Source organism: Roseivirga spongicola (assembly GCF_034376045.1).
Classification (GTDB): Bacteria; Bacteroidota; Bacteroidia; order Cytophagales; family Cyclobacteriaceae; genus Roseivirga; species Roseivirga spongicola.
In genome coordinates, this window is the sequence record NZ_CP139724.1 from 3,932,955 (window position 1) to 3,948,554 (window position 15,600).

At 39.3% G+C, this 15,600-nt stretch carries 10 protein-coding genes; 8 read left to right on the forward strand and 2 right to left on the reverse strand.

Annotated features, from left to right (window positions below; genetic code table 11):
* Nucleotides 1-31 precede the first annotated feature (31 nt).
* The gene (locus T7867_RS17310) at nucleotides 32-2,470 is read left to right on the forward strand and encodes a ligase-associated DNA damage response DEXH box helicase (RefSeq protein ID WP_089082294.1); all 2,439 of its coding nucleotides are present in this window, start codon (nucleotides 32-34) and stop codon (nucleotides 2,468-2,470) included.
* Between the two features lie 156 nt (nucleotides 2,471-2,626).
* Here T7867_RS17310 and T7867_RS17315 read toward each other — a convergent pair whose 3' ends face one another.
* Nucleotides 2,627-4,711: a S9 family peptidase gene (locus T7867_RS17315; protein ID WP_068221595.1), complete on the reverse strand. Its 2,085-nt coding sequence runs from the start codon at nucleotides 4,709-4,711 to the stop codon at nucleotides 2,627-2,629.
* Nucleotides 4,712-4,895: 184 nt separating this feature from the next.
* Between T7867_RS17315 and T7867_RS17320 the strand changes: the two genes are divergently transcribed.
* The 3 genes from T7867_RS17320 (at nucleotide 4,896) to T7867_RS17330 (ending at nucleotide 7,919) form a co-directional block, all read left to right on the forward strand.
* Nucleotides 4,896-5,186 carry a DUF3817 domain-containing protein gene (locus T7867_RS17320; protein ID WP_068221593.1) on the forward strand — a complete coding sequence of 97 codons (291 nt, stop codon included), beginning with the start codon at nucleotides 4,896-4,898 and terminating at the stop codon, nucleotides 5,184-5,186.
* A 58-nt stretch (nucleotides 5,187-5,244) separates the two neighbouring features.
* The gene (locus tag T7867_RS17325) at nucleotides 5,245-7,602 is read left to right on the forward strand and encodes a TonB-dependent receptor (RefSeq protein WP_322299607.1); all 2,358 of its coding nucleotides are present in this window, start codon (nucleotides 5,245-5,247) and stop codon (nucleotides 7,600-7,602) included.
* A 113-nt stretch (nucleotides 7,603-7,715) separates the two neighbouring features.
* Complete coding sequence (locus T7867_RS17330) at nucleotides 7,716-7,919, forward strand: hypothetical protein (RefSeq protein ID WP_068221587.1); 204 nt, start codon at nucleotides 7,716-7,718, stop codon at nucleotides 7,917-7,919.
* Nucleotides 7,920-7,923: 4 nt separating this feature from the next.
* On the opposite strand, the gene T7867_RS17335 is transcribed toward T7867_RS17330, so the two are convergent.
* Nucleotides 7,924-8,358, reverse strand: a complete 435-nt coding sequence (locus T7867_RS17335) for a DUF2147 domain-containing protein (RefSeq protein WP_068221585.1) — start codon at nucleotides 8,356-8,358, stop codon at nucleotides 7,924-7,926.
* 246 nt (nucleotides 8,359-8,604) lie between these two features.
* Between T7867_RS17335 and T7867_RS17340 the strand changes: the two genes are divergently transcribed.
* From T7867_RS17340 to T7867_RS17355, 4 genes are read left to right on the forward strand one after another with little or no spacing between them, the layout of a single operon-like run.
* The gene (locus T7867_RS17340) at nucleotides 8,605-9,312 is read left to right on the forward strand and encodes a hypothetical protein (RefSeq protein ID WP_068221582.1); all 708 of its coding nucleotides are present in this window, start codon (nucleotides 8,605-8,607) and stop codon (nucleotides 9,310-9,312) included.
* The gene (locus T7867_RS17345) at nucleotides 9,309-12,107 is read left to right on the forward strand and encodes a carboxypeptidase-like regulatory domain-containing protein (RefSeq protein ID WP_068221580.1); all 2,799 of its coding nucleotides are present in this window, start codon (nucleotides 9,309-9,311) and stop codon (nucleotides 12,105-12,107) included. The genes T7867_RS17340 and T7867_RS17345 overlap by 4 nt, the downstream gene beginning before the upstream one ends.
* 5 nt (nucleotides 12,108-12,112) lie before the next feature.
* A complete protein-coding gene (locus T7867_RS17350; RefSeq protein ID WP_157717640.1) occupies nucleotides 12,113-14,314 on the forward strand; it encodes a hypothetical protein in 2,202 nt (733 codons plus the stop codon).
* A complete protein-coding gene (locus tag T7867_RS17355; protein ID WP_068221577.1) occupies nucleotides 14,307-15,539 on the forward strand; it encodes a DUF4249 domain-containing protein in 1,233 nt (410 codons plus the stop codon). Before T7867_RS17350 ends, T7867_RS17355 begins: the two co-directional genes overlap by 8 nt.
* Nucleotides 15,540-15,600 lie beyond the last annotated feature (61 nt).

Consider the following 15,600-nt stretch of genomic DNA (forward strand, 5'->3'; position numbering starts at 1 on the left):
CTAGTATTTTGAGTCTCTTTCAATAATAGCTTTGAAGACTCAAAAAGATTTAAGCCCTGCCCTTAATTGGTTCAACTCAAAAGGTTGGCAAGCCTTCGATTTTCAGCAACAATGCTGGAGTGCCTATCTACATTGCAAAAGTGGACTGCTTAACGCCCCAACCGGAAGCGGAAAAACCTACGCCATTTGGTTAGCCTGCGTTCTGCAAGCGCTGCAAAACCCTAAGAAAGCTAAAGGCCTGCAAGTAATTTGGGTAACTCCGTTAAGAGCACTAGCCAAAGACATTCATTCAGCAATGAGCACCTGCTGTCGCGAAATGGGCTTAGACTGGGAAATTGGCCTAAGAACGGGCGATACCAGCCAAAAAGAAAGGCAAGCTCAAACCAAGAACATGCCTCAGGCGCTGGTTACCACACCTGAGAGTATTCATGTGCTATTAGCACAGAAAAATGCACCAAAAACTTTCGCCAACCTCAAAGCTGTCATTGTAGATGAATGGCATGAACTGGTGGGAAGTAAAAGAGGCGTTCAGATGGAGCTAGCACTAGCTTACTTCAGGCACCTTAACCCCAAACCAATCCAAACTTGGGCAGTTTCTGCAACCATTGGCAACCTAGAAGAAGCCGCAAAAGTGCTTTTGGGTGATCAATATGAACAGTGCGAAATTGTAAAAGCCAAAATCGACAAGAAAATTGAGGTAGAAACCATTTTACCAGACTCCGTAGATACGCTTCCGTGGATTGGTCATTTGGGACTGAACATGCTACCGAGAATAACTCCTATTCTCGATGAACATACTTCTACTCTATTATTCACCAATGTTCGATCGCAGACCGAAATTTGGTACAAAACCATAATTGAGAAAGTACCAGATTTAATGGGGCTTGTCGCCATGCACCACGGTTCTTTAGACTTGCAGGTAAGGCAATGGGTTGAAGAAGCTATCCATGCTGGTAAACTCAAGTGCGTAGTTTGTACCTCGAGTTTAGACTTAGGTGTAGACTTTAGGCCTGTAGATATGGTCATACAAGTAGGCGGACCTAAAGGCGTAGCCCGTTTTTTTCAGCGGGCAGGAAGAAGCGGTCATCGGCCAGGCGCAACGAGTAAAATATACTTCTTGCCGACACACTCTCTTGAATTAATTGAAGCAGCTGTACTCAAAGAAGCCATTGCAACCCATCAATTCGAAAGTAGAACACCACTCCTACTTTGCTACGATGTACTCGTACAGTATTTAGTCACACTAGCAGTTGGCCCAGGTTTTTACCCTGACGAAGTGAGAGCTCATGTTCAAAGTACCAACGCCTACAAAGACCTAACCGACCAAGAATGGCAATGGTGTTTAGAGTTTATCTCTACTGGAGGGAACTCACTTAGTGCCTACGATGAATTTGCCAAAGTGGAAATTATGAATGATGGACTGTGGAAGGTGAATAACCGAAAAACAGCCATGCGACATAGACTTTCTATGGGTACTATTGTAGGCGACCCAGTAGTGAAAGTCAAATACACATCTGGCACATACATTGGCACAGTTGAAGAATCATTTATTGCCCAACTCAAAGAAGGAGATACCTTTTGGTTTGCAGGGAAGAACTTGGCCTTGGTTAGGTTTAAGGACTTAACGGCCCAAGTAAGGAATTCGAAGAAGAAAACAGGTCCAATTCCACGTTGGGGAGGTGGCAAAGCCTCGTTTACTTCGCTCCTTTCTGATCAACTTAGAAGAAAGATTCACGATGCCTCTATTTCAAAGTTCGAAGGAGTTGAAATGAAGACCATTGCACCTTTGCTAGAGAAGCAAGCAAGACTTTCAGCACTTCCAAAAGAGAATGAATTACTCATAGAGCAAATAAAATCTGATGAAGGGACACACATCTACTTCTACCCTTTTGAAGGTAAATATGTACACGAAGTACTGGCTGCTTTAGTAGCTTATAGAATTTCAGTAAGCCAACCTATAAGCTTTTCCATTGCCTCAAATGACTACGGTTTTGAAGTACTCACCGATTTAGATATTGAGATTGAAGATTTTCTTGAGCTAGATCTGTTTTCAATGGAAAACTTACTAGATGATATTAAGGCGAGCATCAACAACACAGAAATGGCCAAGCGAAAGTTTAGAGACATCGCTACTATCGCTGGGCTCATCTTTCAGGGCTACCCGGGCAAGGGAATGACCTACAAACACTTGCAGGCATCATCTACCATGATCTATAAAGTTTTTGAAGATTATGACCCTGAGAACTTACTGCTCAAACAGGCGCATGAAGAAGTACTGAGCCTTCAGTTTGAAAGGTCTAGACTTACCGAATCTTTAGAACGCATTAACAAGCAAACTATTCTATTAAAGAAACTGAGCAAACCCACTCCTTTCTGCTTCCCAATTATGGTCGATAGGTTACGCGAAAGATTCACTACAGAAATGCTTTCTGAGCGAATAGAGAAAATGCAGCTAGACTTTCAGACATAAAAATAGGCTGTCTTAAAAACTAACTGTCATTACCGACTGTGATCAGGAATCTCACCAAGTTGGCACTCAAGGCCAATAGAGATTCCCAGTCAAGCTGGGAATGACGACAATAGTTGTTTTTAAGACAGCCTAATTCGTATTCAGAAGACTTGAAGATTATCTCTTCAAGTCTAAAGCCATTCCGTTTTTCATCACGAGGTGCTCAATAAAGAACTCCATCATTCTGCGAGAGTCAAGTGCAGTATGCCCTTGGTCTGGACCAATCTGCATTTCGAAGCTCTTTCCAGCCTTTTGCAATGCGTTAATGAATGCTAGTGAATTCTGAGGGTGAACATTATTATCACTTGTTCCGAAGAAAATCATGATCTCACCTTCTAATTGATCTGCCTGATTCATTAAACTGAACTTCTCATAACCCTCTAGGTTATTTTCAAGCAAGTTCATATAACGCTCAGTGTAAATATTATCATAGTATCTCCAATCAGTAACTGCAGAGTTTACAACCGCAGCGTGGAAAACATCAGGGTGTCTAAGCAGACAAGTAGCAGAAGTAGTTCCTCCGTAAGAAGTACCATAAACCCCTACTCTATTTTTATCGAAATAAGGTCTGTCATAAAGCGACTTAATTCCTTCAGCAAAGTCATCCATTTCTACCTGACCTAGCTTTCCATAAATCTCATCGAGCATTCTCTTACCACGACCTCTTACGTTTCTACCATCAACATCTACTACTAAGAAACCATATTCTGTCAAAGAACTAGGCATGGTAAAAGTCTCTCTGAACTCGTTAGTGGCAGGCCCACCATAGTTAGCCAAAATTAAAGGGTACTTCTTATTTGGGTCGAAGTTAGAAGGAAAATGCAGCAAGCCATGAAGCTCGGTTTTACCATCTGCAGCAGTGAATGTGAAAGCCTCCACTGTTTTGAAACCAAGCTCGTTGAACTTAGTCATGTCGCTCTTAGCCAATTCAGCAATAACCTTCCCTTTGCTATCTACTAAATTAGTAAACGGAGCAATGTTATGCGTCTGCTGAATATCGATGAAGTACTTGCCATCAGGAGAGAGCGATACCGAGTGATTATAAGCAGGGTCAGTCATTCTGGTGTCTTTCTTACCATCTAAACCAACTCTATGCAATTGCATTTTCATGTGGTTTTCACCACTTCTTGCCATATAATACAGTTGCTCTTTTTTCTCATCGACCATTACTATGTTTGCCACCTCAAATGGATGATTAGTAATAGTAGCCTCTAAAGTTCCGTCTACATTATATAGGTAGTAGTTATTGAAACCTGTTCTTTCCGAAGCCCAGATAAAACGTTTACCATCTTCTAACCAACGCATTTCAGGCGTATTTTTGGTAAAGCTTGGCAACCACTCTTCTCTAACAACCGTTCTGCTTTTTCCTGTTACAGGGTCAGCAGCTCTAAGCTCCATAATATCTTGCTTTCTGTTAGTGCTATGGAAAAGCAACTCACTTCCATCAGGAGTCCACTCTACACCATATAAATAGGTTCCTAAAGGCCCATCCTCGAAAGACTTACCACCTCTAGTATCTAGTAAAGTCGTTTTCTTAGTCTCTAAATCGTACACCATCAAATCTACCGGAAGGTTAGGCTCACCTACTTTAGGGTAAGACATCACTTCTAGTGAATCGTACATTTTCAGCTGATCTAGCAAAACATAGTATTGCTTAGCACCTTGCTCGTTGAATCGGTAAAAAGCCACTTTCTTGCTATCAGGCGACCACCACATGGCAGTATTTTGGCCCAATTCTTCGCCATAAACCCAAGTAGCGATACCATATTTCATTTTATTTTCCATGTTTCCATCAGTAGTAATGGCTTGCACGTTGCTACCATCGGCATTGCTGATGTACATATTTCTGTCTTTATGGAAAGCCTTCAATTGGCCATTTGGCGCCTCTGCAGAAGCATACTGACGACCTCTCGCTGGACGGTTCCAAGATCTTCTTTCTGGTCTTGGAGGAGTACCTAAATCTTCAGTAGTTTTTTTCTTTACATCGTACTTCCAAAGCTTACCATCTTTCACGTATTGGAAGCTACTGCCATCATCAGCCCATTTAGCTGAAATTGTTCCATAGTCTACTGAACCACGTAATTGAGGAGCCATTTTGCTATACTGATCATAGCCAGGCATGTTTTTGAGCTTATCTTGTGCGTGCCCGTTTTGGGTAAAAATCAGCATCAACAAGCCCGATAGGAATAAAACCTTTTTCATATGGGTAGTTTTCGTTTTTAATCTTCTTCAATACTAACACATTCAACTTTAAAAAAACAGTTGAAATCTAAAAGCGGCTACTAGATTGATGATTTACGATTTTAGATATTCGATCTAATGCACTCCAAAAATTGGAATTTGAGATTTGATCTTTGAGATTTGCGACCAAACACAAAAAGAACTAATGCTCAAAACCCTGAAGCTACTCGCCATACTTGAAGGAATTTCATACCTATTATTGATTGGTATATGTATGCCTTTGAAATACTGGTTCAACACACCTGAACCCACTCATCCTATTGGTTTGGCTCACGGTGTTCTTTTCGTGCTATACTGTGTTTTTGTAGTACTTGTGGGTTCAAAATACAAATGGAGCATGTGGAAAACGTTTTTAGCTTTAATTGCCTCCTTACTACCCTTTGGCACTTTTGTAGCCGATAAAAAACTATTTAATAATCCTGCAGAGGCTAAATAAACTCAAAAGTCTCAAACCCTTTTTTTACAACTTGAGTTTGTCTCATGTACACTATACTATGCGACACTTATTTTTTCTCCTAACGCTATTGGTTTCATTGCCCTTGGCCGCTTTTCAAAGTAAAGGAAACCTCTCTGGTTACGTAACAGATTCAAAGACTGGCGAATCTATTCCCGGTGCCACAGTTCAAGTAGTTGAACTGCAAACTGGAGCCATTACAGATGCTCAAGGTTTCTACACTTTAGAAAACCTCCCGACTGAAACCTTTACCATCCAAGTTTCATTTGTGGGCTACGAAACTCAAAGCAAGTTCAATGTAGTAATCCGTTCTGGAGGAAATCCAGATGTAAACTTCGAACTGAAAGAAACTGTCTCTGAACTTGGTGAAATAGTAGTAACGGCCAACCCATTCCTCAAAATTGAAGAAACCCCACTTTCCATTCAAAAGCTATCTAGAGAAGAAATTGCCACCTACCCTGGCGGAAACAATGATATTGCTAAAGTTGTACAGTCACTTCCTGGCGTATCGGGCTCAGTCGGAGGCTTCAGAAATGACATTATTATTCGTGGTGGCGCGCCTAATGAAAACGTCTATTATTTAGATGGAATTGAAATTCCAAACATCAACCACTTTGCTACACAAGGAAGTGCGGGCGGACCTGTAGGACTTTTAAATGTTAGTTTCTTTGAAGGAGTTACACTTTCAACCTCGGCCTTCGCTGCCCAATATGACAATGCACTCTCTGGTGTTCTGCAGTTCGACCAAAGGAAAGGAAACAACCGTGACTTCCGAACCAACTTCAGGTTGAGTAGTAGTGAAAGTGCCTTAACCTTTGAAGGCCCACTTTTTAAGGGAGATAATGAAGCTTCAAAAACCTCCTTTATTGCTTCGGCCAGAAGATCATATTTACAGTTTCTTTTTCAAGCCATAGACCTCCCCTTTTTACCAGATTATTGGGATTATCAATATAAGGTGACTCATGAAATTGATGAGTATAATGAAATACTGGTAACAGGCGTTGGCTCCATTGATGATTTCAGTATAAACGTACCTGATGAGTATGATCCTGAGCAGCAGGCTACGTTGGACCAAGTTCCGATTATTAAGCAACAGACTAACACCATTGGAGTAAGTTGGAAGCGCAGAAACAAATACGGAAAGGGCTTCAGTACGCTTTCTTTGAGCAATAATAGACTAGAGAATGATTTCAAAAGATTCGAGGATAATGTGAACCAAACCGGTCTTTACCTTCAAAACCTTTCTACAGAAGCCGAAACTAAATTTAGATATAACAGAACTCGTTTTAGAGGCAATTGGACCTTGGTTAGCACTGCTAGTTTACAGTTTGTAAGCTATGACAACAACAGCTTAGACTTAGTGAACAGTAATAACTTTGACAACCGAATTTCCTTCACCAAATATGGAGCCTCATTTCAAGCGTCTTCAGCCTCAGCAGATGATCGCCTCAAATACTCACTAGGTATCAGAGTTGATGGTAATAGCTTTACCGAGAGCGGCAATGATCTTTCAAAAACCATAAGCCCCAGATTTTCAGCCAGCTACACCTTCGACACACAAAAGAAGTGGTCTGTAAACGCATCTTTGGGCAGATACTTTAAGATTCCTCCTTACACCATTTTGGGTTACACTGAGGCAGGTTCATTGGTCAATAAAAATGCTGAGTATATAAGAAGTGACCATGCTGTATTAGGTCTGGAATATTTACTTAATCCGTCATCTAGATTCACCCTAGAGGGTTTCTTTAAAAAGTACGACAACTACCCTGTCTCATTGAGTCAAGGAGTTTCGTTGGCCAACTTAGGTGGCGACTTTTCTGTGCTAGGAAACGAAAACATTAGCAGTACTGGTGAAGGCAGAACTTATGGAATGGAGTTTCTTTATCAGAAGAAATTCACCAATAATTACTACGCAATCTTGGCTTACACTTGGTACAAAAGTGAATTCACTGGCTTAGATGGTGTCTACCGATCTAGCGCTTGGGATAGTAATCACCTCTTGACATTCACTGGCGGATATAAGTTCGGCAACAACTGGGAGATCAGTGCAAGAACTCGATATCTGGGCCAAACTCCATACGCACCTGTAGACCAAGCAGCTACTTTAGACAATTACCCTGCAATTGTGAGAGACTATGACAGACTCGGAACTGTTAGGTTGAACACTTTCAACCAGACTGACATCAGAATAGATAAGAAGTGGAATTTCAACAAATGGACGTTCAATGTGTTTTTAGAATTGCAGAATGCGTTTGGTCAAGACATACCAAACGAACCAGAGTACGGACTAGACAGAGATGCTCAAGGCAAAATCAATACACCGAAGCAACTGGTTTTGATAGAAGATATTGACAACTCAGGCATTTTACCTTCTCTAGGGATAGTGATTAACTTTTAAAGGAGAGCTTGAAGTCAAAAAACCGAAGACGGGAATGGAGGAAAAAGCTTGATAAGCTAACGTATAGATTACTCTAGATACACCTAATTGATATAAGTACTATAAATCAGTTAATGAAAAACACCTTTCGTAAGGTATTCAGAGCGGCCTTATGCCTTTTCTTGTTCTTATTTGCAGTAGGTATAGTTTATATTTTTGGTAAAGAGCAATTCAATCTGACACAGGAAGACTTTATAATCTCCGCATTGCTAGCCGGTATATCTGGTTTGGTGTCTGTTGCCCTCATCATTATACTCCGAATGATGAAGGCAAATTAAGGCTCTATTTATAGCGAGACCATACAACAGTACGCCCAAACATTGGTGCACCTATATATCCCCTCACCTCAAGTTTCCCTTTCTTCATTTTAATTCTACAAGAGTAGGTTTTTCCACTTTCAGGATCATAGATTTCTCCATCTTCCCACTGATCATCATCAAAAACAAACCCTTTTATGAGGTTTAAGCCCACTATTGGCCTATCTCTTAGCTCCTTTTCAGGGTTTTCCTTATCTCGTTTCAGTGAACCATCTTCATTTTTAGGCTCCTTTAACCATACAATCTTGCCGTTGTACTTACCATTCTCTTTATAAACCTCAATTCGCGCCTTTCCTTCATCGGTTAACCAAGTACCCAAAATATCATCTGCTTTTTGGGCATACGCCAGACTACTTAAGGCTGTCAAGGAAATAAAAACTAGTATCAATCTGTTAATCATAATGCAATATAGATTAGCATAAATTAAGCCAATAATAATTCCAAGAAATCTGAAACATGCGGTAAACAACACAACCCACTCCGTTCAATCCAAGATTTTCTATAAACAGTTCCATACCTACTAAATCGTTATTTCTACCGATTGTAGAGTCTTTCAATGTATTGAAAGAATTCTCTTTGAAAAAACACCTTTTTCAATCAATCTTTCAAGATAGGCGAAACCTGCCAACAAGAAGCTTATAACTCAATGAAGAAGACGCTCATTTTTTTTACTCTTTTTATTCTCGTTCACTTAGATAGTTACTCTCAAGAATACAGCATTAAAGATTTTAATCTTGATGGCAATATTGATGCTTGGTTCAAGGCCAATTTCGATTCTGCCAATGTTAAGCCGATGATCGGTGCTCTACCTATAGTTTCTCCACCAAGAAGGAGATCAAGCGTGTTTTTTGTAGAAAAGTCTCAAGACTGGGTAACTGCAGATCTTACATATGACAGTCATTTCTACAGCAATGCTAAGCTTAGATATGACCTTGAGAAACAGGTAATATACATTCTTAACCCATTGAGTTTACAACCAATTACTCTCAATCAGAATCTAGTAAATAAAATAGAAACCGAGTTAGGAGTACTTAAAGCTAGGAAAGATTCAAAGGGCTATTATCTAGTTCTTTCTAAAGGAAATAATTTCTCGCTCATTAAAGAAAGCTCAAAACACTCAGTTGTAGAGGGTACCGAGTTTCAGTACCAACGCGTAGACAAGTACTACTTACTCTTCAGTGACAGAAAAGAGGTAATAGTAAATGCTCGATCATTACTGAAACGTTTCCCAGATTATAAGAAGGAAATAAAGAAGTTCATGAGAACAAAGGAATCGAGGCAGTTAAAAACCTTGGATAAAGAGAAGCATTTAATTCACATCGCAGAGTATTGTGATTCAATAATCACTTCATGAAACATTTTTTAATATTGATGCTTTTGCTTTCATGCTTGAAGGTTGCCGCACAAGACTTATCATTTACATTCACCAATACTTATCAGGGCGCTAGCATTGAAAAAGTAATAGAAGACATAGAGAATAGTTCTAGCTATCGCTTTTATTACAAAACTGAATGGATAGACTCGCTTGAGTTTAGTGGATCGTTTAATAAAGCACCATTAAACAACGTTTTAGCAAGTATTTTCGAAGGCACTCCTATAAGGCACCACATTGAAGCTAGAAAGATATACCTGACCAATGGTATAGACATTATAACCTCGCCACAACTAATCTCGTCTTTGGTGGCTCAGAACAACACTGAAGAAACTCCTAAAGCAACCACACAAGAAGAATCAGGTAAAGAGATATTGTTTACCAAGGAATACAAAGGAGAAACCCAAAACGACAACGATCTAGAGAACTTTGTTTTTGAAATTGGAAGCCGTGCTCAATTCACAGCAGGTAAAACGTCTACTCTTGTTGGTTATGTAAAAGAAAAAGACACTGGAGAGCCTATTGAAGGAGCAATTGTATATACTCCAAATGGGAATAAGTCTGCCGTTACCTCAGCAGATGGGTTTTACAGTCTCAATTTGGTTAGTGGCCAACATGTAATTCAGGTTCAGTTTACTGGTATGAAAAGAACGAAGCGAAACCTGATTCTTTTCTCTAATGGTCAACTGAATATTGACATGGAGGTTGATGTAATAGCCCTTAATGAAATTGTTGTTGAAGCTAACCGCGGAGCAAATGTTGAGCAACTAGCAACTGGAATGGAAAGGTTAAGCATAGAAGATTCCAAAACAGTACCTGTTGTACTTGGGGAAAAAGACATTCTGAAAGTAGCGACTACTTTTGCTGGCGTTCAAACTGTTGGCGAAGGAGCGGCTGGCTTTAACGTTAGAGGAGGAAAATCAGATCAAAACCTTTTCCTTTTTGAAGGTGCAACGGTTTATAATGCATCTCACTTCTTAGGCTTCTTTTCCGTATTTAACTCAGATGCTCTAGAAGGCTTAGAGGTAATGAAAAGCGGAATTCCAGCTCGCTTAGGAGGAAGACTATCATCTGTTTTTGATATAACAACCAAAACAGCGAACAAAGAGAAAATTGGAGTGGAAGGAGGAATATCACCGATTACATCACGGGTTACTGCCGAAATTCCAATTGTAAAAGAAAAAGCCTCCCTCTTGGCTAGCGGACGTATTACATATTCTGACTGGATTCTTGAAAGCATTAAACATTCTGACTTTAAGAACAATAAAGTGTCGTTTAGTGATTTCATTGTGAAGTATGACCATGAGATAAATCAAGACGATAGACTAACCGTTGCAGGATACTATAGTAAAGATGATTTTCGTCTAAATTCAGACACACTCTTTTCATTCTCAGATTTTTCTTATGTGAACCAAATGGCTTCGGCCAAATGGGGGCACCGATTCGATGGAACATTTGATGCATCCCTTACCGCTACTTACAGTCAGTATAGCTATGACTTTGAAGCAACTCAATTGGCCGCAAATGCATTTTCTCAAGATTTTGGAATTAGAGAAATTGGAATCAAGTCAGATTTCAATAAGGACTTTAATGCTTTTCACTTCTTCAATTTTGGGCTAGAACTAAAAAGATACAGTATTAACCCAGGTACAAAAACCCCAATTGGAAGCGAATCTATTGCAACTAGAGTAGAATTAGATAGAGAACAAGGAATTGAAGGAGCTCTCTACTTCTCCGACAAACATGAGTTCAGTGATAAGCTAAGCTTCAACTATGGGCTCCGATACAGCTTCTTTACTTATTTAGGCCCTGGCACAACTAATCTCTATCTGGATAACGCACCGAAAAACGGAGATACTAAAATAGGTGAAGAAACACACGGAAAAGGTGAGTTCATCAAGACATATCATGGTCCGGAGTTTAGGTTTGCAGCTAGATACTTACTAAATGAATCCAGCTCTATTAAGCTTAGCTATGATAGGAGTAGACAATATTTGCACGCCCTTTCTAACAGTGCTTCACTTTCACCAACTGATTTATGGAGGCTCTCCAATACCTATATTAAACCTCAGGTTGGTAATCAACTGTCTTTAGGTTACTATAAAGACCTATTGGATGGAGAGTTAGAGAGCTCTGTTGAGATTTATGGTAAAAAGCTTAATAACCTGCTAGACTTTAAGACGGGTGCCGACTTTCTATTAAATGACAGAATAGAATCTATCGCATTACAAGGCCCAGGCAAATCTTATGGAGTAGAACTCTCTTTAAAGAAGTCTGGCAGGCTGAATGGTTGGTTCAACTATACTTATGCCAGAACTCTACTTAAACTGGATGGACAATTTGAAGAAGAAGTAGTTAATAACGGAAACTACTTTCCTACTAATTATGACAAGCCACACACCATTAACCTAGTTAGTAATTACGAAGTCACTCATAGGTTCTCGCTCTCTTATAACTTTGTTTATAACTCTGGGCGACCTATCACCTTCCCTACTGGCTTATACAGACTGAATGGTATAGAAATTCTTAATTACTCGGATAGAAACGAATATCGCATTCCAGATTACATCAGAATGGACATTGGCCTAACTCTTAAATGGGGGCACAGAGTCACTAAAGGAGCTCATTCATTTTGGTCGGTTTCAGTATATAATGTGCTAGGCCGTAAAAACCCGTTCTCTTTATATTTTGATTTGGATAGAGGTGAAGTAAAAGGATACAAATTATCCGTATTCGGTTCTCCTATACCTACCATCTCTTACAACTTTAAATTCTAATGGAGATGAAGCTTTACACTCAAAACAGCCAAAACTTTATAATTGCACTTGTTATCTTTTTCAGTGCAATTCAAACCAGTTTTTCGCAGACTGACAATGTTCGTGAGAAGGTCTTCATCAACTTAAACACACACGACTTGCTGGTTGGTGAAACCCTTCAATATGCCACATCTAGCATTAGCTATACGAACAACAAAATCTCTCACCTCAGCAAATATGTGTATGTAGAATTGATTGGAGAAAATGGGGTAATCTTTCAAAGAAAGCATCAATTGATTGAGGGAAAAGCCTATGGTGAGTTTTTCATTCCATCAGATATTGAAACCGGATCTTATTTTCTGGTGGCTTACACTCGCTGGATGCAGAATTTTAATGATGTATCTAAGTCTGAAATCTCTATTATCAACCCATATAAAGACTATATCAACCCACAGATTACCAATGAGAAACTTAATGTAGAATTTGGAACAACCTCTGGTCAGATTGTAGCAAATGTTACCAATAAGGTAATCTTAAAAGCTAGTAAAGGTGGAAAGCCAGTAGCTATAGAGGCAAGAGTTATAAATCAAGATGGAACTATTGAAGAGGTATCTACTGATAATCAGGGATTTGGTTGGTTTGAGATAAGCCCTAATGAGAACGAGTCTCTACAACTTTTGGTAGAAGGCCAAGGTGATGGCTTCAACTTCTTTGATTTGCCTAAACCAGTTTTAAACGGAATTGGCCTTAACATTACCCATGAGGAAAGAGTAATGCTTCTTCAACCTGTAGGAGCTGTCCAAAATGGTACTCTAACTATTTACCACCAAGGCAAATCAATAGTTGAGAGGAAGATAGAAACTAGATCACCAGTAAGAGTTCAAAGAGATGATCTCCCAAAAGATGTGTTCACCGTTGTTTTTAAAGATGCAAGTGGTAGAGAGCAGTTCAGATCTCCTTTATTCAATGTTGAGGTTTCTGAAAAGAGAATTAATAATGCCTTTACTACTCAAAGCTTAGCAACTATAGATCAATATTTACCTGCTGGCAATTATAGTATTAGTATTAGAAAAGCCTTCTCATCTGAAAAGCCACGTCAACATGCAGTTGCAGACCAGAATCACGTGGCTAATGGTTTACAAGAGTTACAAAACACATCAGTTTTCAGTGCTATCGAAGAGCAACCTTTACCTGAGAAGGTAGGCCTACTTCCCGAATATAGATACCAACTTTTAGAAGGTACTTTAAAGGCAGAAGACCCTGCAATTTCTGTTCAGAATAAGCATGTAATTCTAAGCCTTACAGGTGAGAATGATATGAATATGGCCATTGCGCGAACTGACGAAAAAGGCAGATTTGTACTTGAGTACGAAACCGTGCATAGAGGTTCAATGACACCTGCACACTTAACAATACCAGACTTTGAGCAATCTTATACTGTGGAAATAGAAGAAAATTTCATCAACAATCACAGCTTAGATTTTGAACCTCTAATTATAGATTCAACATATTACTCGGACATTAAGGAGAGAAGTATAATAAGCCAGATAGAGAATGCCTATTTTACTCCTATTACGGATACTATTGCTGTTAAAAATAATGTACCTCCTACTATCCCTTATTTTAATGCACACTACGAGTTTGATGATTATACTCGTTTTAAAACACTTAAAGAACATTTCGCAGAATACATTCAAGTTGCTGGTGTTAGAGAAAGGAAAGGCGAAAAAAGATTTGTACTCTATAGCTTAGACGAAGGCTTCACCTTTGAGACAGACCCAATGGTGTTCCTTGATGGCGTTCCGGTACCAATGAATGAAATTTTGGAGTTTAGCCCATATCGAATTAAAAGTGTAGATATATTTAATAGACGCTATTTTCTAGGTTCATTAGTAGCAGATGGAGTATTGAGCTTTCAAACATTGGAAGGCAACTTAGGTGGTTTTCAGTTCGATAGAAATCACATGGTGTTTGAGTTACTCTCTCCACAACCAGCTCCGAAAACTTCATATAATTCTTTTAATTCAGAAGATAGAGTACCAGATTCTAGAATACAATTGCTCTGGCTACCAGACTACAAAGTGAATAAAAATGAAACCGTACCTATACAGTTTCAAACCTCTGGAATTGCAGGTGAGTATAGAATGTACATCGAAGGATTCACCACCAATGGAGAACCTGTTTCAATCATCAATACATTTACCGTAAACGAGCTCGATAATGAATAAGATTAACGTGCATAAGTCATTGAAAATTTTCCTTCTAGCCTTAGCTTCCTTTGCTCTGGTTGCTTGTGTAGAAGAAATAGAAACAGAATCGTTTTCTTACGAAAAACTCCTAGTTGTAGACGCCAACATATCCAATATTACTAAAGCTCACCAGGTGCGGTTGTTCTATACCTCTCCAGTTGATCAAGAATCTCAAAGTGAATCTACTGCATTAAGCGGAGCCTCGGTTTGGGTAGAAAGTGAAGATGGCGATGTAGTGAACTTCACTGAGCGAAATGCAGGTACTTATGAGTCGCCTAATGATTTTGGAGGTACACTTGGTAAAAGTTACGCGCTTTTTATTGTAACTAATGAAGGAAAAAGGTACCAATCTACATTTGAGCAATTAGAAGAGGCTCCTGAGATCAGCCGCATCTACAACCGTTTAGGTGTAGAAGAAGCAGATTTAGCCACAGATCCAGTTCCTGGAGTACAGTTTTTTATAGATGTAGATGATGCAAGTAATGGAAGTCAGTTTTACCGCTATGAATGGAATGATGCTCATCAAATTATAGTGCCTTACATTAAGCGCTACGATTACCAAAGAAACTCATCTCCTTCCATAGTTCCCTATAACAAAGATGTGAGAGAGTGCTATAGAGAACAAAACTCTAGTCAACTCATTTTGGCAACCTCAACTATAAGTAATGGACAAATTAAAGAACTAGACATTAATTTCGCTCCTGCATCATTATTCGACCTGACAACAGCCTATAGTCTAGAAATTGTACAAAGAGCAATTACTCCAGAAGCCTACAGTTACTATAGAAAAATTGAGCTCTTCAACGAGTCGAATGGCAGCCTATTCGACAAACAACAAGGGGCAGTAATAGGTAACATGGTGAGTATAGATAACCCTAACGAGAAAGTTTTAGGTTATTTTGAAGTATCTGGAGCAACCAGTAAAAGAATCTTCATTGACCCTCTGGATTTCGACCCTGAGGTAGTTCCATATTTAGACCGAACCTGTGAGAAGTATTGGTCAATTCAATTTGAAGGATCAGTACCAGACTTCTATGAAGCAACAGATGTTGCTGAAGAAATGAGAGGTTCCGAAATTGCAATAAGAGGTCTTTATGAACTCTATGATTACGTAGAAGGTACTGGAGAGAAGCTATTCGCACATAAACTTTGCGTTAATTGTACCAGAAGTGGCGGGCTTGAAAAACCAGACTATTGGCAGTGATTTTTGCGAGCTGAAGGGAAACACATAAGTTATCTTCAACTATTTTTGGCAGATTGATCTA

Coding starts and splice junctions, on each gene's coding strand:
- T7867_RS17330 (WP_068221587.1), top strand. CDS start 7,716: ATGAAAAACACCTTTCGTAAGGTATTCAGAGCGGCCTTATGCCTTTTC.
- T7867_RS17315 (WP_068221595.1), bottom strand. CDS start 4,711: ATGAAAAAGGTTTTATTCCTATCGGGCTTGTTGATGCTGATTTTTACC.
- T7867_RS17320 (WP_068221593.1), top strand. CDS start 4,896: ATGCTCAAAACCCTGAAGCTACTCGCCATACTTGAAGGAATTTCATAC.
- T7867_RS17325 (WP_322299607.1), top strand. CDS start 5,245: ATGCGACACTTATTTTTTCTCCTAACGCTATTGGTTTCATTGCCCTTG.
- T7867_RS17335 (WP_068221585.1), bottom strand. CDS start 8,358: ATGATTAACAGATTGATACTAGTTTTTATTTCCTTGACAGCCTTAAGT.
- T7867_RS17345 (WP_068221580.1), top strand. CDS start 9,309: ATGAAACATTTTTTAATATTGATGCTTTTGCTTTCATGCTTGAAGGTT.
- T7867_RS17355 (WP_068221577.1), top strand. CDS start 14,307: ATGAATAAGATTAACGTGCATAAGTCATTGAAAATTTTCCTTCTAGCC.
- T7867_RS17350 (WP_157717640.1), top strand. CDS start 12,113: ATGAAGCTTTACACTCAAAACAGCCAAAACTTTATAATTGCACTTGTT.
- T7867_RS17340 (WP_068221582.1), top strand. CDS start 8,605: ATGAAGAAGACGCTCATTTTTTTTACTCTTTTTATTCTCGTTCACTTA.